Consider the following 25,045-nt stretch of genomic DNA (forward strand, 5'->3'; position numbering starts at 1 on the left):
ATTACTCCTCCGTTTCCTCGTCGGCTTCGTCTTCGTCGGCTTCTTCCATCTCGGCGACGAGGTCTTCGGCTTCCGCCTCGACCTCCTCGTCGAGTTCGGTCTCTTCTGCGTCGGCCTCGTCGTCGTCCGGCGAGACGTCTTCGTCTTCGACGTCGCCCGTCTCGACGGCCTCTTCGTCGGAGGCGTCGACGACTTCCTCGACGATCTCCTCGTCGATGACCTCGGTCGGGTCCTCGTCGGGGACCTCGACGTCCTCTTGGTCTTTCGAGACGTCCGGAATCTCCTCGGGTTCGTCCTCGAGGAGTTCCTCGACGCCCTCGCTTTCGACGGCCTGCTCGACCGGTTCGACGTCGGCGTCCTCTTCGATCTCGAAGTCGTCGGGAAGCTTGGCTCCCGGCGGGATGATCTTGACGGTCACGCCGATGGTGCCGAGTTTCATGACGGCGACGCCCTGGCCCTCGTCGACGATCTCCTGGGCGGGTTCGCCGTTGTGCTTGATGTAGCCGCGGTTGAACTTCTCAACGCGCGAGCGAGCGCCCGTGACCTTCCCGGAGAGGACGATTTCGGCGCCGAGTGCGCCGGCGTCCATGATCCGGTCGATGGTCGTGTGGCCCGCTTTGCGGAAGTACCAACCGCGTTCGAGCGCGTTCGCCAGACGGTCCGCGACGATGCGTGCGTTGAGGTCGGGTTCGTCGACCTCCTGCACGTCGATCTGCGGGTCGTCCAGGTCGAAGCGCGTCTGCAGTTCCTTGGTCACCTTGCGGATGTTCTTCCCGCCTTTCCCGATGACCATCCCGGGCTTCTCCGCCTTCAGCACGATCTGCGTGCCCATCGGCGTCTTGGCGACGTCCATGCCGCCGTAGCCCGCGCGACCGAGTTCGTCCGCGAAGAACTCGTCTATCTGCGAGCGCTGGAGCCCGTTCTCGATGAACTGGTGTTCGTCAGCCATTACTCCTCGACCTCCTCGATGATGAGTTCGACGTCACAGAGTGTGGTGTTGAATGGGTCTGCACTCCCGAACGCTCGGGGTTTACGACCGGGTCGTTCTCCGACCTTGTGCGCGGCGACGTGCATGATCTCCATCGAACGACCGTCGAAGCCAGCCTCGTCGGCGTTGGCGGCGACGTTCTGCAGGAGTTCGAGGAACGCCTTCGACGCCTTCTCGGGGTAGCGGCCCGCGTCCCAGCCGTCGATGTCGGAACGGTGTCCGACACCGGTGTTGTGCTGGCGGAACGGAACGGAGCGCTCGCCCTCGATGACGGCATCGAGGTAGTCCTCGGCGTCTGCGACGGTCATGCCCTTGATTTCGCGCGAGATGGCCTTGCTGTGCTTCAGGCTGATGGGCCGGTCACGGAGCATCCCCTTGGCGGTGGTGTCCGGGTCGGCCTCGACGCTGTAGTTGATTCCCATGGGTTATTTGAGCGGTACGAACTTCGAGGACCGGGTCGCACCGATACCGGCCTGACCGTGTTCGACCGAGTTACGGGTCAACTGGAACTCGCCGAGATAGTGACCGATCATCTCGGGCTGGATGCGGACGCGCTGGAACTCCTGCCCGTTGTAGACGGCGAACGTCTTGTCGACGAACACCGGCAGGATGGGCATGTCGCGGAGGTGCGTCCGAATCGGGTCGTTCGCAGTCTCCTCTGGGTCCGCGTCGCGGACCGCTTCGAGGAGCTTCTCCTTCTGGAGCGTCAGTCCTCGGTTGATGCTTCGCCGCTGTCGTGCGGGCAGCAGTTCGACTACCTCGTCGAGCTCCATCGACTGGAGTTCGTCGAGCGTGTGACCGCGGTAGGTGAACTCCTCACCGTCACGGCCGGTTCGGTATTCCGAGCTCATGGTTTCAGTTCCCTCCCTTGCCACCGCGACCGGTGCGCTTGGAGGCGATGTCGCCGACCTTGCGGCCCGGCGGTGCGTTGCGCGAGACGGACTTCGGGCGACCGGGGTGCTGACGGCCACCGCCACCGAACGGGTGGTCGACCGCGTTCATGGCGACGCCGCGAACCCGCGGCCACTTGATACCGCGTGCGCGCATCTTGTGGTGTTTCTTTCCTGCCTTGACGAACGGCTTCTCCGTTCGGCCACCGCCAGCGACCACGCCGATGGTGGCGCGGCACTGCGGGTTGAGGCGCTTGACTTCCCCGGAGGGGAGCTTCACGACGGCGACGTGGCGGTCGTGGGTGAGCAGTTGCGCGCTCGTACCCGACGCACGAGCGAACTTGCCACCGTCACCGACCTGCCGTTCGACGTTGCACACCGGGACCCCTTCCGGGATCTCGGCGAGCGGAAGCGTGTTACCGGGCTTGATCTCCGCGGAGACACCGACCTGAATCTGGTCGCCGACCGCGACGCCCTCGGGCGCGAGGACGAGTCGCTGGTCGTCGTCTTCGAACTCGACGGCCGCGACGGGCGCGCTGCGGGCCGGGTCGTGTTCGATGTCGACGATGGTTCCGGAGATCGTGTCCTTCGATTCTGCCTTCTTGTGCGAGAGTTCGGCCTTGTAGCGGTGCGACGGCGCCCGGAACGTGGGCGTACCGCGACCACGACGCTGGCCTTGAATTCGACGTCCCATTATCAGAACACCCCGATGCGCGAGGCGACTTCCTGCGCGTCGTCGTCCTCTGCGAGTCGGACGGTTGCTTTCTTCGTGCCCTTCGGCGTGACCTGCGTGTTCACTTTCACGATGGACACCTCGTAGCGCGATTCGATCTCCTCGACGATCTCGGGTTTCGAGGCGTCGAGGTCGACGACGAACTGGAGCTTGTTGTCGAAGTCCATCTCGTTCATCGCCTTCTCGGTGACGAGGGGGTGGCGAACGACGCTCATCGGTCGGCCACCTCCTCGACTGCGCTCTCGGTGAAGATGGTGAGGCGACCGGCGTGCGTACCGGGCGCGAGGTCCTCGGCGTTGACGTTCGCCGCGGTGACGACGTCGACGCCGGCGAGGTTGCGAGCCGCCTTCGAGGGCTCGCCCGCGGTCACGAAGAGGATGGACTTGGGACGCTTGTACTTGCGTCCGCGCGCCTTCCCCTGACCGGCACGGACCTTCTTGCCGTCTTCGGAGCGCTCGATGTCGGCGTAGAGGCCGAGCGCTTCGAGCAGCGAGACGACTTCCTTCGTCTTCACCAGGTCCTCGAAGTCGTCGGAGACGACGAGCGGAAGTTCGAGGTCCTCGTCGAAGCGGTGGCCGCGTTCGGCGACCAGTTCGGCGTCCGTCGTGGCGGCGAGCGCCGAGCGGACGGCGAGTTGCCGCTCCTTCTTGTTGATGTTCTTACCCTGGTCCTTCTCGGCCTTCGGCGGGTGCGCTTTGCGCCCGCTGACGGCGTGAGGGACACGTCGGGCGCGGCCGTTCTCACGCGGGTCGTGAGACATACCGCGACCGCTGCCGAGCGATTCCGCGGGGGTTCGCATCCCCGCGTAGGGGTCGGCTCCGTACGCCTGTTTTCGGTTTGCCTGCGCGGCGAGGACGGCACGCTTGATGAGGTCCGGACGGTACGTCGTCTCGAACACCTCGGGGAGGTCGAGCGTACCCGCGTCGTCGCCGTTCAGGTCTCGGATTGTTGCCTGCATGGTTTATCCTTGGTTCGATGCGGTGGAGACGAAGCGCACCTCGGGGTCGAGGCGCGGTTGGTCGTTCGGCCGGATGGCCGGGCGGAAGCGGAGGAGGCGCTTGTCGGGGCCCGGGAGCGAGCCCTTGACGAGCGCGTACGGACCGTCGACCTCGCCGTAGCCGACGAAGCCGCCGTCGACCGACGCGTCGGCACCGTCGCCGAGGTCGATGAGACGCTTGTTGAGTTCGGTCCGCTGGTGGTAGCCCATCTGTCCGAGTTGCGGAACGGTCGAGCGAACGCGCGAGGGGTTCCACGGGCCGAGGTTACCGATACGGCGCCGCCATCCCTGGCGTGCGTGCTTACCCTTCCGCTTCTGGACGCCCCATCGCTTGACGGGGCCCTGGGTCCCTTTCCCCTTCGTGACGCCGGCGACGTCCATGTACTCGCCTGCGCGGAAGACGTCGGACATCGCGTGTTCGCCGCCGTCGCCGACGAGTTCGAGCGCGAAGTCGACGCGGTCCTGAACGGACCCGCCGCCGACGCGCGTCTCCATGATGTCGGGCTTCTTCTTGGGGATGTTCTTCATCCCGGACGGGACGGTGTGGGTGATGACGCGGACGTCGTCGACCTCGCCAGCCTCGAGGGCGTCGCGGAGGTCGTCGGCGTCTTCGTCGAAGGTGTCTTCGTTCGGAAGGTCGAGAGCGCGGTCGAGGTGCTCTGCGAACTCCGAGGCCCACACTTCCGTCAGGGGCTTCATACCGTACGGCGTGTCTTCGTAGGCTCGAAGGGCGACGGCGCGCATCGGTGGCGTCTCGACGACGGTCACCGGGACGGCCTCCTCCATCCCTTCGCGGGGGGAGTTGGCTTCGTCGTTGACCATCATCACTTGGGTCATTCCGGCCTTGTAACCGGCGAACCCTTGCAACGCTGGTGACCCGTCGTCGTCGGGCCACGACTTGATGCGTGGGACCTCTTTGGCCGCACGCTTGCGCGGGCCGAAACCCATCGAACCCTTTCGTGGTCTGCTTGGTTGTGGCATGTTTACTCCGTGAGTGTCAGGGACGCGAGGGAGGCGAACATCGCTTCTTCAGTTCGCACCACCTCGCTGCCCTGTCGCGGAATCGTATTGAGCCAGAGGTCGAACCCCGGACCGTCGGAGGGTTCGACTGTGACTTCCTCGGCGTCGATGCCGAAGATGTCCGGAAGGCCACGGCCGGGTGACCCGAAGACGACGGTGGCTCCCTCCCGCTCGATTCGCGGGGAGAGTTCCGCCAACTTCGGCACCGTCAGCGACTCGCCGAAGCGGGACGTCGCGATTGTGACGCCCGCGTCGGCGCGGCCGAGTGCTTCCTCGAGGCCCGTGCAGGAGACGGAGAACCCCGGAACGGGTTCGTCCACGATCCGTGCACGGACCGGTTCTCGCGAAGAGATCCTGATAGCGACGCGCTCTCCCTCTTCTGCCTCCATCTCCGGAGGCGTGTAGAGGGAGATCGGGTGTTGCAGTCCGCAATTGACCCGAACGCGGCCGTCAGGTCCGACCTCGGTCACGATTCCCTGTTGTAACGACCCCGAATCGTCTGATTCGGAGCCGGTCGTAGACGAGACGAGGAGGGGCGGTAAGATACCGGCGTACTGCAGTTCGTCGCGATGGCCCCAGACCTCCTTTCGGAGGTAGGGCGGCGTGGCGGTGTACCGCAACACCGTTTCGACGAACTCGCCTCCCCATCGAGTCTCGCCTTCCCGGTCGGGGAAGACGACGAGTCGGTCCGCCCGAAACACCGTCGCCGCGCGGGCGACGTAGCCGAGTTTGCGAGTGGCCTCGCGTTTGTCCTCGGCTTCTCGGACGACGGAAGACGGTACGAGTACGCTGAGTGTCATACCGGTCCCTTCATCGTCACGTCTAGACTGTATCGCTTGTACCAGATGCCTCCCTAAAAGGGTAGCGAATGATGGGCGGCGTTGTGAAGGCGTAACACCCTCGTAGACGGGAGTTTCGCAGGTTTTGAAACTGTGCGTATCGTCACCACGAACCGGGACCGACTGACTATGTGTTCGCCACTCGGTCGCCGACCGGTCGCTCGTCGTCGACGCTGGGGGACCGAGCGTCGGGGTCCGTGCCGGCGGAGTTCTCGGCGTGCGCCCGACCGTACTGCACCGCCTTCGAGTTCATCGCCTCCAGTTCGACGTCCAGACTCCCGTCTTTGCCCTCGAAGTGATACGTCCCGCGGGCGACGACGCGGACGCCGTACGGGCGACGCCGAATCGCGTGCGTCCCCGTGTAGGCGGGATGCGAGACGCGCACCTGTCCGTCCTCGACTCGGTACTCCGCCTCGCCGCCGGAACTGATGGCCGCCTGAATCAACTGCGTCATCGCCTCTCGGTCGCCGTCCCGGTACAGTTCGTGGATTCGCGTCTCCAAGTTCATGTCCCGAGGGAGGGGTGCAGTCTGGATAGGGGTTAGCCCGTCGTAGTTAGGGTAGGCGTCGCCGTCTGTCGTTCCGTTTCTCCGACGGATTCGACCCCGTTCGGACGTCCCGAAGTCCGCCGCTATCGTTCGATTTGCGCCGATTCGCAAGTCTTATCAATCGACCTCGCATTACGAAGTAATGCAGCAAGACACGCGCTGGTAGTGTAGTGGTATCACGTGACCTTGCCATGGTCACAACCTGGGTTCAAATCCCAGCCAGCGCACTTCTCCGAACTCCACGCCACGAGCGACCGCTTTGCGTGTCGCTCGGTACCTCCGAAGTTCGGTGTACTCTCTCGGCGCGCGCCGCCGAAACCTCGTTCCTGTGCTCTGAACCCGTGTCACTCGTCGCCGCCACAACGTAGTTTACGCTCCCGCAAGACACGACTCGACGGAGGGTACTGACGTGTTCAAAGACGCCTTACGCGTGTTCTTCGACGACTACGAGTGGATACACACCAGTCTCGGCATTATCGGGAACTTCCTCTTCTTCGTGGGCAGTATCATGTTCTTGTACGAGTCGCTGAAACGGCTGGGTATCTGGCTGTTCATCGTGGGGTCGTTCCTCATGCTCGTCGGTGCAGTCGGGCAGGGGTTGGTCAGATACGCGCGAGACTAACCTTTGGTTCTTCGCGCGCACGCGAGGCGGCCAAGTCGTGTGTTATTTGTACCGGCGTCGCCTCGGCTTGAATGTAGACGAACGCGCTGGTAGTGTAGTGGTATCACGTGACCTTGCCATGGTCACAACCTGGGTTCAAATCCCAGCCAGCGCATTTTTCTGTCGAACGAAGTGAGACGAAAATCGCGACTGGGAGTTGAAGCAGGGAGCGAACGGAGTGAGCGAGTGAGGTTCAAATCCCGAGGAGTCGGAGACTCCTCGTCGTGTCTTTCGTTCCACTCACGACCCGCACCTCGGAACGCGGAGAGACGAGCGTCTCCCTACTCGCCGCTGTCGATACCCAGTCCCAGCGTATCCGCCGTCTCCACTCGCTTCAACCCGCCCGTCTCGCAGAAGGCGTCGACGCTCGTCTCGGGCATCGAGACGAGGACCGACCCCAGTTGGAGTTCGCGTTCGACCGCACCGTCCACGTCGTCGAGGGCCGCCTCGAGGTCCGACCGGTCGGCGTCGGCGAGTTCGACCACCAGCGTCGCCGTCTCGTCTTCGAACGGGTCGTCGCGCATCCGTCGGACGGGGTGTGAGAGGTACATACCTCGCGTTCGTCGCTTCCTCCGAAAAGTCGTTCGAGGTCTCGTCCGGAATCACGTTGGAAGAGGGACAGTTCTCGCGGCGAACACCGTCTCCAGAGCCGTAATTCTATTTAACTGTATCCTGTTCCAGCCGTACCTATGGCGCTCTCTCGCCGCGGGTCCGGTGCCGCACACGCCGCGAAGGCGTTCGCATCGCAGGTCCATCCGGTGTTCATGTTGCCGCCGCTCGCGTCGTCGCTGTTCGGTGCCGTCGTGGCCGGTGCGCCCTCGCTCGACGTCGCGTTCGTCCACGCGGCGGCCATGTTCTCCGCCGTCTACACCGCGCACGTGAAAGACGGCTACGTCGACTTCTACCTCCGCGGGGAGGACGACGACCACCCGATGACCAGACGAGGCTGTCGGGTCGGACTCGTCGGAGCGACCCTGGGCTTTCTCGTCTGCGTGGGTATCCTCTGGACTACCGTCGGCGTCGGTGCCGCCCTCATCACTCTGCCGACGTGGTTCGTCGGCTACTTTCACGCCCCGCAACTGGACACGAACCCGGTCACGGTCACCGTCGGCTACCCCCTCGGTATCGCCCTCGCCATCGTCGGTGGGTACTACGTCCAGGCGAACGCGCTCGCAGCGGAACCGCTGGCGTACGCCGCCGTCTTCTTCGTCCTCCTCACCGGCGTGAAGGTGATAGACGACGCGAAAGACTACGACTACGACGCCGGCATCGACAAACGAACCGTCGCCGTCGTCCTCGGGCGACGACGCGCCCATCGCTTCGCGCACGCGCTCCTCGGCGTCGGCATGGTCGCCGTCCTCTTCGGGACCGTCGACGGCTTCTTCCCGCCGTTCGCCGTCGCTGCCGCCGTCGCCTTCGGTACCGTCGCCGTCGTCGCTCGACGGGCACCGCCGACGCTGGCGACGATGTTGCTCGTGCGGGGGACGTACCTCTTTCTCGCGGGACTTCTCGTCGCTGTCTGGTTCCGCCCCCTCGCGTCCGTCCCGCTACCCGACATCGGCGTCCTCGGACCGTTCACCTACCTCGCGACGGAGGTGGTGTTCGGGGCCGTCGCCCTCGCACTCCTCGTCCGCGCGGACGCACTCGGACGCGCCGCGACGACCATCGCCGTCGTCTACCCCGTCGCCTATCTGTGGGACTGGTACACGCTCGAAGTCGGCGTCTTCGCCATCCCGCTCCGAACCGGCGTCGAACTGTTCGGCATCCCCGTCGAAGAACACCTGTTCATGTTCGTCGTCCCCGCGTTCGTCCTCGGCGTTCACGAGACGTTGCGGTCTCAGTCCTCCAGCCAGTAGAACAGCGCCTCCCGGTCGGCGTTGCAGTCGGGGCAGTAGACGGGGAACTGCGCTAACGACCCCGTCTCACCGCAGTCCGCACAGCGCCAGACGAGGTACGACTCGCCGAAGTACTGGTTCGCGATTCGCTTGTTCGGGAGCGTGACGCCCGGGAGGACGGCCCGCGAGGTGGTCTCCGCGCTGGTCTCCGGCGGTCGAGGAGTCAACTGAGCGTCCGGTTCGGCGGGACGTACCGGTGTTTCCGTCCGAGCGGTCTTCGTCGATTGCTGCGTGATTTCGGCGGCCATGCGAGAGATACGCTCGCATTTGACTTAACTTCGACAGCGACGCCCGCCGTCGCCGCTTCCCACTCTCATACCTCGGTCTCACTCCTCTGCGGGCGACCAGCGGAGTTCGATGCTCACGGCGCCGCCCGGGAGGAATCGGAGCGTCTCGGTGTCGGAGACGACTCGGTCGGGAACCGGAACCGACACCTCCTCGCCGTCGACGACGACGACGACTTCGTCTGCGTCTCTGAGGTTCCGTTCGAGGCTCTCGACGGCGGCGACGAGTTCGCGTCTGGAAGCGGTGCCGTGGGTCTTCTCGTCCAGTGGAATCCCGCCGACGAGGGGTTCGACGTTCACGTCGCGACTGCGATTCGAGAGGACGGCGTTGACGGCGGCGCCGAGGAGGATGACGAGGCCGCTGAAGTAGAGCCACGTCAGGAGGACGAGGATACCGGCGACGGCGCTACTGTCCGGCGAACTACCGGACGTCGAGGTGTACACCTGAAACAGCGACTCGAACAGCGTGAGACCGACGGCGGCGGTGAGCGTCCCCGGGACGACTTCGAGAACGCCCACGTCGGTGTCGGGGAAGACGTAGTACATCGGGTAGAACGCGAGGGCGAGGCCGAGAATCAAGAACAGGCGGCCGACGACCCACGCGGCGGGACCGGTGGCGACGACGCCGACGACGTCGTCGACGAACGACCCGAACACGAGGACGACGGCGAACGTCCCGAGGACGAGGAGGCTGTCGCCGAGTTGGTCGCCGAACGTGTTGGACGCCTCGGACTCGTAGATGTCGGAGAACGCCGTGTCGAGGCCGCGGAAGATGCGCAGCGTCCCCCAGAGGAGGACGGCCCCGCCGAACAGCGACACGCCCGTGGACTGACTCGCGCGCGTCGCCTCCTCGAAGAACTGGTCGCGCGTCCCCTCGGTGAGGACGACGCCCGCCAGCGTCCGGACGCTGTCGTCTAACGTCTGGTTGCCGACGGCGGCGGCGACGGCGAGGAGGAGCAAGAACAGCGGGAGCAACGAGACGAACGCGTGGTAGGCGATGCTCCCGGCCATGAAGGTGAGCTTCTCCGTTCGGACTTCGTGGACGAGTGCGCGGAGGAGCGAGACGCCGCGTTCGACGCGGGGCGTCGAAGCGACCGACGGGACGTTCATGCCGCAGAGACGACAGCGAGAGAGAAAAACCCGGAGGGCGACTGACACGTACCGTTTTCCTCCGTGCGTGCGTTGGTTCGAGTGACCATGACAGTCATCGCGATGTTGAGCGTCGCGCCCGTCGTCGAGGGCAGCATGTCCGGTGAGGTGGCCAAGGCCGTCGCCGCGTTGGACGACTTCGACGTCTCCTACGAGACGAACCCGATGGGAACCGTGATAGAGGCCGACGATATCGACGAACTGCTGGACGCCGTCGCCGCCGCCCACAAAGCGGTCGACGGCGACCGGGTGAGCACGTTCCTGAAGATAGACGACAAGCGCGCGAGCGACCAGCGCGCGCGGGACAAAGTCGACGCCGTGGAGGAGCATCTGGGGCGGGAAGCGAGGAGAGAACGCGAGGAGTAGTCACACGGTCGCTCCCGGACTACCAACGTCTTTAGGAAGTGACGACCAATCCGCGGGTATGGACTCTATCAATCGGATGGCCATCGAACTCGTCGACGAGGCACTCGACTTCGCCGACGAACTTCGCGTGGTCCCGTACGAACTCGACTCGGGCGCGACGGTCGTCGACTTCGGCGTCGAAGCGGAGGGCGGAATCGAGGCGGGACTCCTCCTCGCGGAGATTCAGACCGCCGGTCTGGCCACCGTCCAGACGCGGATGGACGAAGTCGCCGGCGCGCCGATGCCGCACGTCGAACTCCAGACGGACCACCCCGCGCTCGCGCTTCTCTGCTCGCAGAAGGCCGGGTGGGAACTCGCCTTCGACGACCCGGCGTTCGAGGGACTCGGCTCCGGCCCGGCCCGCGCCCTCGTCGCCGAGGAGGACGAGTTCCACGAGGTGGAGTACTTCGACGAGTTCGACCTGACCGTCCTCGGCGTCGAGAGCATCGAACTCCCCACCGACGCCGTCGCCGAACACGTCGCGGAGATGGCGGGCGTCGAACCCAGCGGCGTCTTCCTCCCGACGTACGCCACCGGGTCGCCCGTCGGGAGCGTCACGATGGCCGCGCGCGCGCCCGAACTCGCGATGTTCCGCCTCTTCGAACTCGGCTACGACCCGCTGAACGTCCTCTCGGCGTTCGGTTCCGCCCCCGTCGCTCCCGTCAGTTACGACGAGGGCGTCGCGATGGGCCGAACGAACGACGCCCTCGCTTACGGCGGCACCGTCCACCTCACCGTCGCCGAGGACTCCGACCTGTTCTCCGAAGTTCCCTCCACGGCCGCCGACGAGTACGGCACGCCGTTCGAGCAGATATTCGAGGAGTCGGGCTGGGACTTCTACGACATCCCCGAGACGGTGTTCGCGCCCGCGAAGGTGACCATCGACGTGGTGGACGGCCCGACGTACGTCTACGGTGAGACCGACGAGGAACTCCTCGCGGAGTCGTTCGATATCCAGTCGTGAAGTTCAAACTCGTCCCCGAGGCCCCCGAGACGCTGGCGTTCGTCGCCGACGCCCAGCGTGCGGTCCCGCTGGTTCCGGGTTCGGAGGACGACTGCTGTGCCCGACTGATGCGCCGTCTCGACTTCCCGAGCAGGGACGTGGCCCGGACGTGGCTCACGTTCCTCCGCGCCGTCGAGTTAGCCGACGAGACGGACGACGGCAGTTTCGTCCGCCAGGATACCGACCCGACGCCGGACCACCTCCGCGACGCGTTCGTCCGCCGAATCTACGGGGCCTCGGACGTGCTTGCGCTCCTCGACTCGGAGCCGAAGTCCGTCTCGGAGGTGTTCGAAGGCTTCGAAGAGCGCGTCCCTGTCTGGGAACACCACCGCGCCGCCGAAAGTTGGCAGGACGTCTGGACCGAACGGGTCGAGCGGATGCTGGCGTGGAGCGTCCTCCTCGGACTCGCGGAACGGCGCGAAGGCGGATACGTCGCCGCCGAACACGCCTGAGACGGGTGTTTCAGACGCTACTCGCCGGACCGGTCGGCCCGTCGTCGGACTCTCCCTCGCCGCCTCGCTCCCGCAACCGCCGAATCCGCTCGGGAATCGGCGGGTGCGAGTAGTGGAACGCCGCGTACCACGGGTGCGGGAACGGATTGCTCAGGTTCTCTCCGGCCAGCGTCGTCAACGCCCGCGCCATCGACTGCGTCTCGCCCATCGTCCGCGCGGCGAAGTCGTCCGCCTCGCGTTCGTGCGCCAACGAGAGCTTGTTCGTCAGCGGCGAGACGAGCGAGAACAACGGGCCCGTGTAGAGGAGGCCGACGCCGAGGGCGGCGTACGTCACCTCGGGCAGGTCGAACGCCGCGTACACCCACTGGGAGGTGGTGACCCACCAGAGGAAGGCGAAGACCAGACCCATCTGCACCGCCGACGCGCCGAGTTGCTTCCAGATGTGGCCGCGCTTCCAGTGGGCGAGTTCGTGCGCCAGCACCGCTTGGACGGACTCGCGGTCCATCTGGTCGACGAGCGTGTCGAACAGGACGACGCGTTTCGTCCGCCCGAACCCGACGAAGTAGGCGTTCGAGTGCGAGGACCGCTTGCTCGCGTCCATCTCGTACACCTGCTCGCACTCGAATCCGGCCCGGTCGAAGACGTCGTCCACCGAATCGCGAAGCGGCCCGGACTCGATGGGTTCGAAGTCGTTGAACAGGGGGGCGATAACGCGCGGGTAGACGACCATCATCAGGAGCGAGAAGCCGACGACGACGGCCCATCCGGCGACGGGCCACAGCGTCGGGAGGCGGTCGATGACGAGGAGGACGACGCCGCCGAGGCCGCCCGCGAAGACGACGCCGAGGACGGTTCCGACGAGGAAATCGCGAATCCAGAGCGCGGGCGTCTGGTTGTTGAAGCCGAAGCGCTCCTCGACGACGAACGTCTCGTAGAGGTCGAACGGCACGCTCAGAACTCTGGACGCGACGACGGCGGCGACGAGGAGCGAGACGCCCTGCGCGACGGTGGGAAGGCCCGTCTCTGCCAGCGTCGCCACCCAATCACCGAACAGACCGGAGACGACGACGGCGAGGACGAGGGCGACGCCCAGCCACGACTGTGCGCGAGAGAGCGTCGTCTTCGCGCGCTGGTACGCCAGCATCGCGTCGGGGTCGTCCACGCCGAGGGAGTCTCTGACCCACGACTCGGACTCGCGGACGGCGCGCGCGCCGTGTCTGAGGTTCAACACGTCCAGTCCGGTGTAGAGCAGTTCCGTCCCGACGAGGAGGACGACCAACGTGAGCGCCGCTTGCGACACCATATCACGACGTAGGGGGTCGATACGGGATAAACGACGCGTCGTGCCGCGCCGCAATGCAACGCCCGCGACACCGGGAGCGAAACAGTAGTGTGGCCCGGCGACGACGCACGCCGTGTGATGCCGCAGTCGTTCGACGCCGTCCTGTTCGACGCCGACGACACCCTCCTCCGATACCGCCGGTCGCCCGGTGCGCTCCTTGAGGAAGCGTTCGAGGCGTGCGACACCGACCCGCTGTTTCCCGTCGAGGCGTACTACGACCGGTTCGACGAGTTCGCCGCGGAGACGGAGACGATGGCCGAACTCCGCCGCGAGTGCTTCGCCGCCCTCTGCGAGTCGCGGGGGTACGACGCCGACACGGGGAGACGGGTCGCCGACGCGTTCGCGGCCGCGCGCGACCACCGGAACGTGGAACTCCTCCCCGGCGCGCGGCGCGTCCTCCGGGCGTTCGCCGACCGCTACCGTCTCTGCGTCGTCACCAACGGGCCGCGAGACGCGCAGGCGCAGAAACTCGACGCCAGCGGCGTCGACGAGTACGTCGAGACGGTGGTGTACGCGGGCCACGAGACAGCCGCGAAACCCGACCCCGAACCGTTCCTGCTCGCTCTCGACAGACTCGGGGTCGCTCCGGCGGACGCCGTCCACGTCGGCAACTCGCTCGACTCGGACGTGCGGGGCGGGAACGCCGCCGGCCTCTCGACCGTGTGGATGTCGGCGTCGTCCGCGGGCACCGACCCCTCGGCTCCCGCACCGGACTACCGCATCGACTCGCTCGCGGACCTACTCCCGCCGCCGTGGTGAGGCCCGCGGCGTCGCGTCGCGCGCCGTCGATTCCGAGCGCTCGAACGCGATTCGGCCCTCCTGTAACGACACGTCGGTCACCTCGTATCCCGCCGCCAACCACGCCCGAGCGTGGGGGTGAGTCGCCGCGTCGTTCGTCCACCAGCGTCGCCACCGGCGGGCTTGCGTCGGGAGGGCGTCGTCGACGACGACTTCCAACTCGGCGAACGTGCGCTCGACCCGGTCGCGGTCGTGGTTCACGAGGTAGTCGTACAGGCCCGCGAACTCGTCTGTGAGTCGGTCGGTGTCGCCTCGGGCGTCGACGCCGCGGTCCGGTTCGGTTGTCGGCGAGTCGGGTCCGCCGTCTGTTTCGCCGCCGCGGTCCGTCTCGTTGTCGCCGTCCGTCTCGTCGCCGCCGCCGTCGCCCGCGTCCGCACCGCCCCCGTCGCCTTCCCTCTCGTCGTCCGCGCCGGTCAGGTTCCACGCCGGACTGCGGGCTTCGAGCACGTCGCCCTTGATGAGGCGTCTGAGCGTGCGGTTCTCCTCGTCGGTCCCGTCGAAGTCGTCGGTGGCGTGGAGGAAGACGGTCACTCGGTCGCCCGCCCGAGCGGCGTGGAATATCTCGGTGTTCAGCCGGCAGTTCGTCCCCTGTCCGCCCTCGAAACAGTTCGCCGGCGAGATGCGGCCGTAGCCGTTCGCGAACCGTTCGTAGAGGTCCGCCGTCTCGCCGACGTACGTCACTTCGTCCGCGACGACGACGGCGTAAACACCCGGACGACGCGTCCCGTCGTCGGGCACGTCGAACGTGCAGAACGGCCCCCATCCGTGGTCGTGGACGGCCTTTTCGTCCCGTCTCGCGTACTCCGGTTGCGGGACCGAGACGTCGAGCACTCCCCTGTCCGTTCGGTCGGGTTCGACGTCGCACACCCGGTCGAACGCGTACCCACTCAGTTCCATGCGTCGCCTCTCGGCGGCACCGACAAAAACGTTCAGGAGGAGAGACGGTCAGTCGTGATGAACCGCGGTGACGGTGCCGACGCCCTTCGAACTTCCCTCTCGGAAGACGAATCGTTGGCCCTCCTCGACGAGGTACGGGCGGAACTTGAACTCCACCGTCGCCCGCCCGGTGTCACCGGGGAGGAGTTGACCGCCCTCCGGATGGAAGACGACGGCTTCGCTCGCCGTCTCCAGGTGGACGACCGGTTCGTAGCCGTCGCCGATGCGCGTCGGGTGGTTGAGCACCATCACCTCCGCCTCGAACGACCGCACGGGTCGCGGGTCGGCGTCCGCCGGGAGCAGCACCATCCCGCGCTCTATCTCGGACTCCTTGACGCCCTTGAGGGCGATGCCGACGATGCGGCCGGACTTCGCCTGGTCGACGCGGTGGTAGTGCATCTCGATGGAGCGCACCTCGACCTCTCGGAAGGACCCGTCCGCCATCGGTCCGACGAGGAGTCGGTCGCCCGCCTCGACGCTCCCGGAGTTGACGGTGCCGGAGGCGACGGCGCCGACGCCCGTGACGCTGTACGTCCGGTCGATGTACATCCGGAAGTCCGCTCTTTCCTCGGAGGTGGTCTTCGGCAGTTGCTCGAAGAAGGCGTCCAACTCGTCGAGTCCCCGCATCGTCACCGCACTGGTCTGGACGACGGGGACGACGGACGGGCTAATCTCCTCGACGGCCGCCTCCACGCCGTGGCGTTCGACTCGCAGAGGTGTCCGACCCACGTCGCGCAGGAGGCGTTCGACCTCCCTCTCGACCGCTTCGACGCGTTCGTCGGCGACGGCGTCGACTTTGGTGAGTGCGACCACCGTGGGCAGTTCCATCGCGAGGAGGATGCCGAGGTGTTCGCGCGTCGTCTTCGTCGGCCCGTCGTCGGCGGCGACGACGAGGAGGCCGTAGTCCAGTCGCTGGCCGACGAGGCCGCGAATCGTCGTCCGGAGCCACGGTTCGTGTCCCACGGTGTCGACGAAGGAGACGAGGCGGTCCGACTCCTGCACGACCCGCGCTCGGTCCGACTTCCGATGCGGGTTCTGGAGGTGAACGGGGCCGTCGTCGCCGAAGCCGTAGACGGCGTACGAGAGGTCCGCCGAGAGGCCGCGTTCGACTTCGTGGGGTTGCACGTCGAGGAAACCCCGGGTGCTCCCCTGCCCGTCGTCCGCCTGTCCGGTGACGAGAGAGCCAACGAGCGTGGACTTCCCGTGGTCGACGTGGCCCGCCGTGCCGACGACGATGTGGTCGTTGTCGACGTCCAGGACGCTCCCCTCCTTGACGGTGGCGACGCCGACGAGTCCGCGCGAGGCGGCGTCGCCGACGCCCCACGTCTCCACGTCGTCGATGTGTGCGCCTGCCTCCTCGGCGAGAAGCGAGAGCACGTCCATCGATTCGGAGAAGGCGTCCGCGGAGATGCCCGCGATTCCACCGTCGTCGGTGACGCCCACGACGTACGTCGCGGTACCGTCGCCGGACAGGACTCGGTGTCGGAGTTGGGCGGCCAGACTCTCTAACCGACCGTCCGAGAGGTGGACCGAGCGGGAGAGTCGCTCTTTGAATTCGATGTTGCCGCCTTCCTCTTCGCCGCGCTCGAGGGCCTCGTTCAGGGCGGCCCGGTCAGCGCTCATGGCCGCGGATAGGGAAGGGGTAGCTAAAACGCTTTCCGTGATGTGGGTGTCCATACCACAAGAGAGATACCCTCTCTATAGCGCCCTACCGATAGAACTCACCCGAGGGAGTGAGTGACTCTCACGAAAACGAACTGGCCCGGAGACGAAACGGCGCGTTCAGGTCGACGGTCGAAACGCTCAGTTCGGCCGTTCAGTTCGACAGCCGTTCGTACGCGCGGTTGACCCGCTTGAACGCCTCTTCGCTCCCGGATTCGGTGTCGGGGTGGACGTCTTTGACTTTCGAGCGGTACGCGGCTTTCACCTCGTCGCTCGTCGCCGAGGGGTCGAGCCCCAGCGTCCGGTACGCCTCCCGCGAGGACAACCGACTCGCTGCCGTCGGTTGGCTTCGCCGAGAGCGACGCCGTCGACGCCCGCCGGCGTTCGCGTTCGCCTCCGCCTCCGCCGCCGAACGCCGTCCGGGCCCGAAGCCGCGGAAATCCCCCGGTCCCCGGCCGGCATCGTTCGGGCCGCGGCGAGTGCCCCGCCGCCGACTCTCCCTGATTCGCGCTTCGAGGCGGCCGCTGGCGTGGTCCCACATCAGGTAGGTGGCGACGACGAAGGGGACGGCGACGACGAGGAGGAACAGCTGGTAGACGAAGCCGAGGACGACGAGTAGCATAGAGATACCCGCAAACACCGCTGCGAGCCCCAGCACGAGCGTATCTCTGTCCACGGCCGACGTTAGACTCGGAGGACCGTAAGCGTCTCGCCGTCGGCCCCAACACGTAGGTACCCGCTCCGTGTAGCGTCGCCTATGAGTGTCTCGGGACTCTGTCACGTGTGCGAAGCGAACGAAGCCGAACACACCTGTCCGCAGTGCGGGACGGCGGTGTGCGACGACCACTTCCGCCAGACGCGGGGGCTCTGCGTCCGCTGTGTCGAGACGGCGGGGCGAGACGACATCGCGAATCCGGGCGACGGGCCGGACGACGATGACATACATCGAATCTGACAGACACAACGACTACCCTCGTCGCGAGCGTACCGACGGTATGGAAGACCGACCGACCGAAGACGAGACGACCTGTCAGTGTTCGGCGTGCGGAGACTCTTTCGCCGACGAGGGCGAACTCAGAGACCACGTCAAGTCGGTCGGACTGGTCTACTGAGACGGACTTTCGGGTCGATTCGGACCCTCAGTCGCGGTAGCGGTTGAGTCGCTTTTTCAGTCGTTTCGCCGCCTCGCCCGCGGCCTTGTCGAACGCCTCGCCGCGGTCCTCGCCGGCGAAGATGATTCCGCGCGAAGAGTTCACGAGGCCGACGCCGCCCGCGAGGCCGAACTCCACCGCCGCCTCGGCGTCGCCGCCCTGCGCGCCGATGCCGGGGACCAAGAACGGCAGGTCGGGCACCTGTTCGCGGATGGACTCCAGTTCGTCGGGGGCCGTCGCGCCGACGACCAGGCCGACGTTGCCGTGTTCGTTCCACAGGTCCGCGAGGGCGGCGACCCGTTCGTACACTCGCTCGCCGGAGGCGAGTTCGAGGTCCTGGAGGTCCTCGCCGCCGGGGTTGGAGGTGCGACAGAGGACGAAGACGCCTTTCTCCGGGCGGTCGAGGAACGGTTGGAGCGAGTCGCGACCCATGTAGGGGTTCACCGTGATGGCGTCGACGTCGTCGAGCAGTTTCGCGTACTGTCGCGTCGTGTTGCCGATGTCGGCGCGTTTGGCGTCTAAGAGGACTGGCACGTCCTTGCCGTGCGCGTAGGCGATTGTCTCGCGGAGCGACCGCCAGCCGTCGGCGTCCTCGTAGAACGCGGCGTTCGGCTTGTAGCAGGCGGCGTGTTCGTGCGTCGCGTCGATGATGCGGCGGTTGAACGCCCACTGCGGGAGGTCTTTCTCCCGGAGGTGGTCGGGGATGCGAGACGGGTCGGCGTCGAGGCCGACGGAGACGACGCTGTCGACGCTGTCGATGCGGTCGGCGAGGCGGTCGAAGAACGCTCCGGTCATCGGTTGACGTGCACACCGCGCCGCCGAGAAGATTGCCCTTCGCACCGATAGATTGATACCGACGTTCGTGATAGTTCGGGCGAACGAATGACGACCGACCGAGAGCGCGCCGCATCGCCGGACGACGGTGTCGACTCGACGTCCGCCGATGGAGACGACGCCGGGAGTCCGGTCGTCCTCGTCGTCGGCGACGGCGGAGACGTCGCCGCGGCCCTTCGAACCGCCGGCCTCGCCGTCAGGCGGGCCCCGACCGAAGACCGCGCGACGAAGGCGTTCGACTGCCTCGTCGTCGTCGCGGACGCGGTTGCCGCACTCGACGACGTCGAGTCGGTTCACTCCGCCGTCCCCGTCGTCTTCGTCGGCGGGGGCGAGACGGCGGCGGAGGCGGCGTTCGAGGCGGGTGCAGACGAGTTCGTCGCGGCCGCCGACGCCACCGCTCCGGCCGTCGTCGGCGCTCGCGTTCGCGGCGTCCTCGCTCGGGCGGAGAACTCGCTTCTGGAAGCCGACCTCGCGCGCGAACGGAGCCTCCTCGACGCCATCTTCGAGACGGTTCCGGCGCACCTGTACGTCAAAGACCGCGAGGCGAAACACGTCCGCGTCAGCGAGGCGTACGTCGACGACGCCGACCGATTCCTCGGGAAGACCGACTACGAGGTGTTCCGGCACGAACGGTCCCGAGACACCTACCGCGACGACGTCCGCATCATGGAGCGAGACGAACCCATCTTCGACCAGGAGGAACCGGTAGTCACCTCCGACACGCACAAGTTCTCGCTGCGCCACCTCCTCGAAGAACACGGCGAGTTCGAGACGCTCACGGGCAACTGGGTGCTCACCTCGAAAGTGCCCTGGCACGACGAGGACGGCGAGGTGGTCGGACTCGTCGGATTCACCGTCGACATCTCCGAGGAGAAGGCGTACAGAGAGCGACTCGAACGGCAGAACGAACGGTTAGACGAGTTCGCCGGCATCGTCAGCCACGACCTGCGCTCGCCGCTGAACGTGGCGCAGGGTTACCTCGAACTCCTCGGTGAGTCGGTGGACGACGAGGCCGCGCGGGGGCACCTCGAACGAATCGAACAGGCGCACCGCCGAATGAGCGAACTCATCGAAGACGTGCTTTCGCTGGCCCGACAGGGGGCGGTCGTGAACTCGGCGACGCCGACGCACGTCGGCGACGCGGCGACGCGGGCGTGGCGAACCGCGGTCCGAGGAGACGACGCGGTTCTCGACGTCGAGACGGACGACCTGACGGTCGACGCCGACGCGGGACGGCTCTCGGAACTGCTGGGGAACCTGTTCGTGAACAGCGTCGAACACGGTACGGACGACGGGAACGTCACGGTCCGCATCGGGAGCCTCGACGACGGGTTCTTCGTCGAGGACGACGGGTCCGGTATCCCCGAGGACCGCCGCGAGTCGGTGTTCGAGACCGGGTTCACGACCGACTCCGACGGCACCGGGTTCGGTCTCGCCATCGTGAGGCGAATCGCCGAAGCGCACGGGTGGGCGGTGCGGGCGACGGCGAGCGATTCGGGCGGTGCGCGGTTCGAGTTCGACCTCTGCACGCCGTCAGACGGGCCGTTCGAGGACCCAGAGCGCGCCCGTACAGCAGAGGACGAGGACGCCGAACACCGCGAGGGCGCCGGCGGGTGAGACGGCGTCGGCGACGACGCCGCCGAGGAGTTCGACGGGCGCGACGGTGAGCCAGTACACCATCGAGGCGGCCGACAGCACCGTCGCGCGACCCACCGACTCGACTTCGTCGTTGACGTGTTGGTTTCCGAGCGTCAGCGAGACGACGGCGACGCCGCGCGCGAGGAGGAACACCGGTCCGGCGAGGAGGGGGACGGCCCAGAGGCCGACGTACGAGAGGCCGAGGACGAGTGGCGCCAGCGCGAACCACCCTCGGAGACCGAGTCGCTCTCGAATCGCGTCGGTGTGAAAACTCGCCACCGCGGTGCCGACGGTGAAGACGCCGTAGGCGAGGCCGACGGCCGTCTTCTCGGCCGAGGCCGGAACCCCGAGGTCGGCGGCGACGGCGGCCACGATTGGCTGGTCGAACACGTACACCATCTCGCCGAGGCCGAACACGAGCGCCACGTACAGGACGAACGAGCGAAGCGGCGGCCGCGAGAGGTGGCGACGAATCACGCGCGACGCGTCACGGACGGTGAACCGGTCGCCGCCCGCGTCGACTTCGGGGACGGTGAGGAGGATGGGGACGCCGAGCGCCGTCACCGCCGCCGTGGCGAAGAACGGAACGGAGAAGCGCCAGTCGGCCAACGCGCCGCCGACGGGCGCGGTGACGGCGCCGATTCCGAACCCGAGTGCGGCCGCCTTTCCGCGGACGGCGGCGAACTCGTGCGCTCTCTCCTCGCGAGCGAGAACGTCGTACAACCACGCGTCGTCGCTCCCGGAGCGGAACGTCTGACCGACGGCCCAGAGCGCGTAGACGACGGCGAATTCCCGAAACGTCGTCGAGAGACCCAGCGCGGCGGTGGCGACGGCGACGACGCCCGTCCCGAGCAACATCCCGTTCCGACGCCCGAGTCGGTCGCCGAGGTAGCCCGTCGGAATCTCGCTGACGACGAGCGTCACCCACCACAGGGCGTTCAGAACGCCTATCTCCGTGTAGGAGAGCCCCTGCGCTCTCACGAACAGAATCCACACCGCGGCGGTGAAACTCACACGCGTCGTGGCGGCGTAGGCGTAGTACTTCGCGATTGGCGACGAGAACCGCCCGCCGCCGAGTCGCTCGAGCATCGCTGGAAACCGTCCGCCGTGACGCGAAAAAGCCGTCGAAGCGCGCGCTCACCGCTCCGGTTCGAACACGTAGGAGTGACGCACGTCGGCGTCGTACAGCACCGTCCCGCGCGGCCGGCGGAGGAGCGTGACGACGGCGTATATATCGCCCGCCGCCCCCGCGGTGTTGAACAGGACGGCGACGAACGCGGCGAACGCGACGAGGGGAACGGGCACGAAGAACAACGCGAGCAGACACGGCGTGAGCACGGCGAGCGGAGCGGCGGTCACGACGAGCACCTCGTCCCGTCGCTGGAACTGCCCGAACGCGCACGCGTACGCCGCGCCGAGGTGCGGGACGACGCCGTAACGCACGTCGTAGCCGTAGTAGCGGTACACCGCGCCGTGGACGAGTTCGTGGACGACGACGGTGAGGAGGACGCTCCCGACGGCGATTCCCGCGACGAGACCGGACCGCAGGGCGAACGTGAACCCGAGCGCGTCCTGTTCGACGAGGAACACCGCCTCGAACACGGCTGACCCCTGCGCGACCCAGAGTACCGACCCGAACGCGGGAACCCCGAGGACGACGAGCACCGCGGCGAGGACGAACAGGACCGAGAGCGGATACTCGAACCTCGTCGGCGGCGCGTACCCCGGCGGCGTCTCCGGGGGGTGCGTCTTCGGTGACCGCTGGTCGTCGGTCCCCACGGTCACGAATATCCGTCAGTGCCACCGGTACTGGTCATGAGTCAGATACGGCGGCCGGAGGTTTCGGTGTTGCCGTCGGTTCGATGCGGTTCCGTGTCCGTTCGAGACGAGTCGAGTCGCGGTTCCGAACGCGCTACCGTTCGGCGTCGTACACCACGTCACCGCCGACGACGGTGGCGGACACGTCGATATCGCGTATCGAGTCGGTCTCCCACGGCGATTCGGCGAGGACGGTCAGGTCCGCGAGTTTGCCCGTCGCTATCGTTCCCAGACGCTCCTCGTCGAACCCGGCGTACGCCGCTCCCGAGGTGTACGCGCGGAGGGCGTCGGTGACGCTCAGTCGCTGTTCGTCGGCGGGGGCGTTCACCGCCCAGTGGACGCCGAGGAGGGGGTCCAACGGCATGCAGTCGCTCCCGAACGCGAGTGGAACGTTCGCCTCGGCGAGGGCGGCGTAGCGGTTCGTCTCCGTCCGCCTGTCGCCGAGTCGAGATTCGTACAGTCCACCCTCGTCTGCCCACTTCAGGAAGTTCGGCTGGACGGAGGCGACGACGCCCGACTCCGCGAACCGCGCTATCGCCTCGTCGTCGGTGAGTTCGGCGTGTTCGACGCGGTGCCGACTCGCTCTGGGGTCGTCGCACGTCTCGTAGGCGTCGAGGACGGCGCGAACGGCCTCGTCACCGATGGCGTGCGCCGAGAGCTGAAAGCCGTGCGCGTCCGCCCGCGAGACGATGTCCCGCAACTCGTCGGGGTCGACCACCCACGAACCGGTCTCGCCGTCGTCGTCCGTGTACGGTTCGGAGAGTTTCGCCGTCCGCCCGCCGAACGACCCGTCGGTGTACGTCTTTATCGCGCCGACGCGGACCATCTCGCTCCCGTGGTTCGTCCGCAACCCGGCGTCTATCACGCCGTCGAGGTGGTCCGCCCAGTAGTTGATGCGGACGCGGAGCGACAGGTCGCCCGCGGCGTCCAAGTCGCGGTAGACGCCCGGTTTCTCGGAGTTCCGGCACATGTCGTGGACGCCGGTGACGCCGCGTTCGTTCGCCGCCGACTGGGCGGCGCGAAGCAGTTCCGCCGTCTCCTCGCGGCCGGGTTCTATCTCGGCGTACACCACGTCGACGGCTTCCTCGACGACGACGCCCGTCGGGTCGCCGCCGTCGGTGTGTACGTCGGCCGCGGGCATCTCGTCGACGTGTCTGTCGAGGGCGACGGAGTTCACGGAGACGACGTGCATATCCTCGCGGAAGGCGGCGACGGGGCGGTCCGTCGAGACGGCGTCGAGGTCCTCGCGGCTGAGATAGCGCGACTCAGACCACGTGCTCTCGTCGTAGCCGAACCCGAGAATCCACTCCGCCTCGCTCTCGCCGTCGCGGGCGAGTTCGTCGGCCCGTGCCGCGAGTCGGTCCGCGCAGTCGTCCGGGCCGGACGCGCCCGAGAGGTCGGCGTGGACGAGCGTTCGCCCGACCATGTCGAGGTGGGTGTGCGCGTCCACGAACCCCGGGAGGACCACGTCGCCGTCGAGGTGTCTCGTCTCGGTGTCGGTGCCGGCGAGGAACTCCACGTCGTACGTCTGCCCGAGGCGGACGATTCGTCCGTCGCGGACGGCCATCGCCTCGTACGTCTCGTCGGGGTCGGCGAGCGTGTGTATCTCTCCGTCGAGAAGAACGAGGTCAGCGGCGTCGGTCATGTGTCACGAGGTGACGGGCACGAGCAAAACGGTTGGGGTGGCGGTCATCGCCGGCCGTCGCGGTCGGTCCGGAGAGCGCACGGAGGTCCGGAACCGGTAACGGTTAGGGAGGTGGCGAAATACTCCCGGGCATGAGCGACGCTACGCCGGCCGAGGAACTCGCCGAACGCGTTCGAGCGGGCGAGTTACGACTCCACGAACTCGACGACCACACCGACGCGGATACGGCGACGGCGGCCCGACGACTCCTCGTCGAAGAACAGTCGGGGGCCGCTTTGGACACCGTCGGCGACTACGGCTTCCCCGCCGAACGCGCCGACCCGAACATCGAGAACATGGTCGGCGCGGTGCAGGTACCGATGGGCGTCGCCGGTCCCGTCCGAGTCCGCGGCGGCAGTCTGGAGGGCGAACGCTACCTCCCTCTCGCGACGACGGAGGGCGCACTCCTCGCGAGCGTCAACCGCGGGTGTTCGGTGCTCAACGGCGCGGGCGGCGCGAACGCCCGCGTCCTCAAGTCCGGGATGACGCGCGCGCCGGTGTTCCGCGTCGCGGACGTGGTGGAGGCCGAAGCCCTCGTGGAGTGGGTCCGCGACAACGAGGACGCCCTCGCGGAGGCCGCAGAAGAGACGACGAACCACGGCGAACTGCTCGACGTGACGCCGTACGTCGTCGGCAACTCCGTCTACCTGCGCTTCCGCTACGACACGAAGGATGCGATGGGGATGAACATGGCCACCATCGCCACGCAGGCGGCTTGCGACGTCGTCGAAGCCGAGACGGACGCCTCGCTCGTCGCCCTCTCGGGGAACCTCTGTACCGACAAGAAACCCGCCGCTATCAACGCCGTCGAGGGTCGCGGACGCTCCGTCACCGCCGACGTGACCATCCCGCGCGAACTCGTCGAAGAACGCCTGCACACCACGCCGGAGGCCGTCGCCGAACTCAACACCAGAAAGAACCTCGTCGGTTCGGCGAAGGCGGCCAGTCTCGGCTTCAACGCCCACGTCGCCAACGTCGTCGCCGCGATGTTCCTCGCGACGGGGCAGGACGAGGCACAGGTCGTGGAGGGCGCGAACGCAATCACGACGGCGGACGTGCAGGACGGCGACCTGTACGTCTCCGTCTCCATCGCCAGCCTCGAAGTCGGCACCGTCGGCGGCGGGACGAAACTCCCCACCCAGTCGGAGGGACTCGATATCCTCGGCGTCCGCGGCGGCGGCGACCCCGCCGGGGCGAACGCCGACGCCCTCGCCGAAGCCATCGCCGTCGGCTCTCTGGCGGGCGAACTCTCCTTGCTCTCTGCGCTCGCGTCGCGGCATCTCTCCAGCGCGCACGCCGAACTGGGTCGGTAGGTCGGT

At 67.0% G+C, this 25,045-nt stretch carries 29 protein-coding genes and 2 tRNA genes; 11 read left to right on the forward strand and 20 right to left on the reverse strand.

Annotated elements, in window-relative coordinates:
- Position 1: 1 nt before the first annotated feature.
- The 9 genes from BM282_RS11090 to BM282_RS11130 form a co-directional block, all read right to left on the reverse strand.
- The gene (locus BM282_RS11090) at positions 2–949 is read right to left on the reverse strand and encodes a 30S ribosomal protein S3 (RefSeq protein ID WP_089880734.1); all 948 of its coding nucleotides are present in this window, start codon (positions 947–949) and stop codon (positions 2–4) included.
- Positions 949–1,410, reverse strand: a complete 462-nt coding sequence (locus tag BM282_RS11095) for a 50S ribosomal protein L22 (protein WP_089880737.1) — start codon at positions 1,408–1,410, stop codon at positions 949–951. The genes BM282_RS11090 and BM282_RS11095 overlap by 1 nt, the downstream gene beginning before the upstream one ends.
- 3 nt (positions 1,411–1,413) lie before the next feature.
- Positions 1,414–1,839: a 30S ribosomal protein S19 gene (locus BM282_RS11100; RefSeq protein WP_089880740.1), complete on the reverse strand. Its 426-nt coding sequence runs from the start codon at positions 1,837–1,839 to the stop codon at positions 1,414–1,416.
- 4 nt (positions 1,840–1,843) lie between these two features.
- Entirely contained in the window at positions 1,844–2,572 is a 729-nt protein-coding gene (locus BM282_RS11105; RefSeq protein ID WP_089880743.1) for a 50S ribosomal protein L2, read from the reverse strand.
- Between the two features lie 2 nt (positions 2,573–2,574).
- Positions 2,575–2,826: a 50S ribosomal protein L23 gene (locus BM282_RS11110; RefSeq protein ID WP_089880745.1), complete on the reverse strand. Its 252-nt coding sequence runs from the start codon at positions 2,824–2,826 to the stop codon at positions 2,575–2,577.
- Positions 2,823–3,569 (reverse strand): 50S ribosomal protein L4, encoded by a 747-nt coding sequence (gene rpl4p, locus BM282_RS11115; RefSeq protein WP_089880747.1) that lies wholly within the window; start codon positions 3,567–3,569, stop codon positions 2,823–2,825. Before rpl4p ends, BM282_RS11110 begins: the two co-directional genes overlap by 4 nt.
- Positions 3,570–3,572: 3 nt before the next feature.
- Positions 3,573–4,589 carry a 50S ribosomal protein L3 gene (locus BM282_RS11120; protein ID WP_089880749.1) on the reverse strand — a complete coding sequence of 339 codons (1,017 nt, stop codon included), beginning with the start codon at positions 4,587–4,589 and terminating at the stop codon, positions 3,573–3,575.
- 2 nt (positions 4,590–4,591) lie between these two features.
- Positions 4,592–5,428, reverse strand: a complete 837-nt coding sequence (locus BM282_RS11125; protein WP_089880751.1) for a putative RNA uridine N3 methyltransferase — start codon at positions 5,426–5,428, stop codon at positions 4,592–4,594.
- 166 nt (positions 5,429–5,594) lie between these two features.
- Complete coding sequence (locus BM282_RS11130) at positions 5,595–5,975, reverse strand: hypothetical protein (protein ID WP_089880753.1); 381 nt, start codon at positions 5,973–5,975, stop codon at positions 5,595–5,597.
- 195 nt (positions 5,976–6,170) lie between these two features.
- On the opposite strand from BM282_RS11130, the gene BM282_RS11135 reads away from it, so the two are divergent.
- The 3 genes from BM282_RS11135 (at position 6,171) to BM282_RS11145 (ending at position 6,790) form a co-directional block, all read left to right on the forward strand.
- Positions 6,171–6,241: transfer RNA gene (locus BM282_RS11135), tRNA-Gly, on the forward strand.
- Between the two features lie 182 nt (positions 6,242–6,423).
- A complete protein-coding gene (locus BM282_RS11140; protein ID WP_089880756.1) occupies positions 6,424–6,636 on the forward strand; it encodes a YrhK family protein in 213 nt (70 codons plus the stop codon).
- Positions 6,637–6,719: 83 nt separating this feature from the next.
- Positions 6,720–6,790 (forward strand) — tRNA-Gly (locus tag BM282_RS11145).
- 166 nt (positions 6,791–6,956) lie between these two features.
- On the opposite strand, the gene BM282_RS11150 is transcribed toward BM282_RS11145, so the two are convergent.
- Positions 6,957–7,226, reverse strand: coding sequence for a hypothetical protein (locus tag BM282_RS11150; protein ID WP_175501492.1), 270 nt, complete (start codon positions 7,224–7,226; stop codon positions 6,957–6,959).
- 138 nt (positions 7,227–7,364) lie between these two features.
- Here BM282_RS11150 and BM282_RS11155 point away from each other — a divergent pair, with 138 nt between their 5' ends.
- Complete coding sequence (locus BM282_RS11155) at positions 7,365–8,531, forward strand: lycopene cyclase domain-containing protein (RefSeq protein WP_089880757.1); 1,167 nt, start codon at positions 7,365–7,367, stop codon at positions 8,529–8,531.
- Here the strand turns inward: BM282_RS11155 and BM282_RS11160 are convergent.
- Both BM282_RS11160 and BM282_RS11165 read right to left on the reverse strand, forming a co-directional pair.
- On the reverse strand, positions 8,513–8,818 hold the full coding sequence (locus tag BM282_RS11160) for a hydrogenase maturation nickel metallochaperone HypA (RefSeq protein ID WP_245758347.1): 306 nt from the start codon (positions 8,816–8,818) through the stop codon (positions 8,513–8,515). The two genes, BM282_RS11155 and BM282_RS11160, sit on opposite strands and share 19 nt — an antisense overlap.
- A 78-nt stretch (positions 8,819–8,896) precedes the next feature.
- On the reverse strand, positions 8,897–9,964 hold the full coding sequence (locus tag BM282_RS11165; protein ID WP_089880760.1) for a YihY/virulence factor BrkB family protein: 1,068 nt from the start codon (positions 9,962–9,964) through the stop codon (positions 8,897–8,899).
- A gap of 87 nt (positions 9,965–10,051) precedes the next feature.
- Between BM282_RS11165 and BM282_RS11170 the strand changes: the two genes are divergently transcribed.
- From BM282_RS11170 to BM282_RS11180, 3 genes are read left to right on the forward strand one after another with little or no spacing between them, the layout of a single operon-like run.
- The gene (locus tag BM282_RS11170; protein WP_089881166.1) at positions 10,052–10,369 is read left to right on the forward strand and encodes an MTH1187 family thiamine-binding protein; all 318 of its coding nucleotides are present in this window, start codon (positions 10,052–10,054) and stop codon (positions 10,367–10,369) included.
- Between the two features lie 58 nt (positions 10,370–10,427).
- Entirely contained in the window at positions 10,428–11,372 is a 945-nt protein-coding gene (gene mch / locus BM282_RS11175; protein WP_089880761.1) for a methenyltetrahydromethanopterin cyclohydrolase, read from the forward strand.
- Complete coding sequence (locus tag BM282_RS11180; RefSeq protein ID WP_089880764.1) at positions 11,369–11,863, forward strand: hypothetical protein; 495 nt, start codon at positions 11,369–11,371, stop codon at positions 11,861–11,863. The genes mch and BM282_RS11180 overlap by 4 nt, the downstream gene beginning before the upstream one ends.
- 10 nt (positions 11,864–11,873) lie before the next feature.
- On the opposite strand, the gene BM282_RS11185 is transcribed toward BM282_RS11180, so the two are convergent.
- On the reverse strand, positions 11,874–13,166 hold the full coding sequence (locus BM282_RS11185) for a M48 family metallopeptidase (RefSeq protein ID WP_089880766.1): 1,293 nt from the start codon (positions 13,164–13,166) through the stop codon (positions 11,874–11,876).
- 117 nt (positions 13,167–13,283) lie between these two features.
- On the opposite strand from BM282_RS11185, the gene BM282_RS11190 reads away from it, so the two are divergent.
- Positions 13,284–13,964 carry an HAD family hydrolase gene (locus BM282_RS11190; protein WP_089880768.1) on the forward strand — a complete coding sequence of 227 codons (681 nt, stop codon included), beginning with the start codon at positions 13,284–13,286 and terminating at the stop codon, positions 13,962–13,964.
- Here the strand turns inward: BM282_RS11190 and BM282_RS11195 are convergent.
- The 3 genes from BM282_RS11195 to BM282_RS11205 all read right to left on the reverse strand — a co-directional run bounded on the left by BM282_RS11195 (position 13,944) and on the right by BM282_RS11205 (position 17,277).
- The gene (locus tag BM282_RS11195; RefSeq protein ID WP_089880770.1) at positions 13,944–14,900 is read right to left on the reverse strand and encodes a GIY-YIG nuclease family protein; all 957 of its coding nucleotides are present in this window, start codon (positions 14,898–14,900) and stop codon (positions 13,944–13,946) included. The genes BM282_RS11190 and BM282_RS11195 overlap by 21 nt on opposite strands.
- A 48-nt stretch (positions 14,901–14,948) precedes the next feature.
- On the reverse strand, positions 14,949–16,562 hold the full coding sequence (locus BM282_RS11200) for a GTPBP1 family GTP-binding protein (RefSeq protein WP_089880772.1): 1,614 nt from the start codon (positions 16,560–16,562) through the stop codon (positions 14,949–14,951).
- Between the two features lie 193 nt (positions 16,563–16,755).
- Positions 16,756–17,277: a J domain-containing protein gene (locus BM282_RS11205; protein WP_089880774.1), complete on the reverse strand. Its 522-nt coding sequence runs from the start codon at positions 17,275–17,277 to the stop codon at positions 16,756–16,758.
- Positions 17,278–17,358: 81 nt separating this feature from the next.
- Here BM282_RS11205 and BM282_RS11210 point away from each other — a divergent pair, with 81 nt between their 5' ends.
- Positions 17,359–17,556 (forward strand): hypothetical protein, encoded by a 198-nt coding sequence (locus BM282_RS11210; protein ID WP_089880776.1) that lies wholly within the window; start codon positions 17,359–17,361, stop codon positions 17,554–17,556.
- A 184-nt stretch (positions 17,557–17,740) separates the two neighbouring features.
- Here BM282_RS11210 and pyrF read toward each other — a convergent pair whose 3' ends face one another.
- On the reverse strand, positions 17,741–18,547 hold the full coding sequence (gene pyrF, locus BM282_RS11215) for an orotidine-5'-phosphate decarboxylase (protein WP_089880778.1): 807 nt from the start codon (positions 18,545–18,547) through the stop codon (positions 17,741–17,743).
- 87 nt (positions 18,548–18,634) lie between these two features.
- Between pyrF and BM282_RS18860 the strand changes: the two genes are divergently transcribed.
- Complete coding sequence (locus BM282_RS18860; RefSeq protein WP_089880781.1) at positions 18,635–20,203, forward strand: sensor histidine kinase; 1,569 nt, start codon at positions 18,635–18,637, stop codon at positions 20,201–20,203.
- Here BM282_RS18860 and BM282_RS11225 read toward each other — a convergent pair.
- The 3 genes from BM282_RS11225 to BM282_RS11235 form a co-directional block, all read right to left on the reverse strand.
- Positions 20,120–21,313, reverse strand: a complete 1,194-nt coding sequence (locus tag BM282_RS11225) for an MFS transporter (protein WP_089880783.1) — start codon at positions 21,311–21,313, stop codon at positions 20,120–20,122. The genes BM282_RS18860 and BM282_RS11225 overlap by 84 nt on opposite strands.
- Positions 21,314–21,361: 48 nt before the next feature.
- Complete coding sequence (locus BM282_RS11230) at positions 21,362–22,009, reverse strand: DUF3267 domain-containing protein (RefSeq protein WP_217642704.1); 648 nt, start codon at positions 22,007–22,009, stop codon at positions 21,362–21,364.
- 127 nt (positions 22,010–22,136) lie between these two features.
- Positions 22,137–23,687 carry an amidohydrolase gene (locus BM282_RS11235; protein ID WP_089880785.1) on the reverse strand — a complete coding sequence of 517 codons (1,551 nt, stop codon included), beginning with the start codon at positions 23,685–23,687 and terminating at the stop codon, positions 22,137–22,139.
- A 131-nt stretch (positions 23,688–23,818) separates the two neighbouring features.
- Here BM282_RS11235 and hmgA point away from each other — a divergent pair, with 131 nt between their 5' ends.
- Positions 23,819–25,039 carry a hydroxymethylglutaryl-CoA reductase (NADPH) gene (gene hmgA / locus BM282_RS11240; protein ID WP_089880788.1) on the forward strand — a complete coding sequence of 407 codons (1,221 nt, stop codon included), beginning with the start codon at positions 23,819–23,821 and terminating at the stop codon, positions 25,037–25,039.
- Positions 25,040–25,045: the final 6 nt, after the last annotated feature.

The organism is Halogeometricum limi (assembly GCF_900115785.1).
GTDB classification, from domain to species: Archaea; Halobacteriota; Halobacteria; order Halobacteriales; family Haloferacaceae; genus Halogeometricum; species Halogeometricum limi.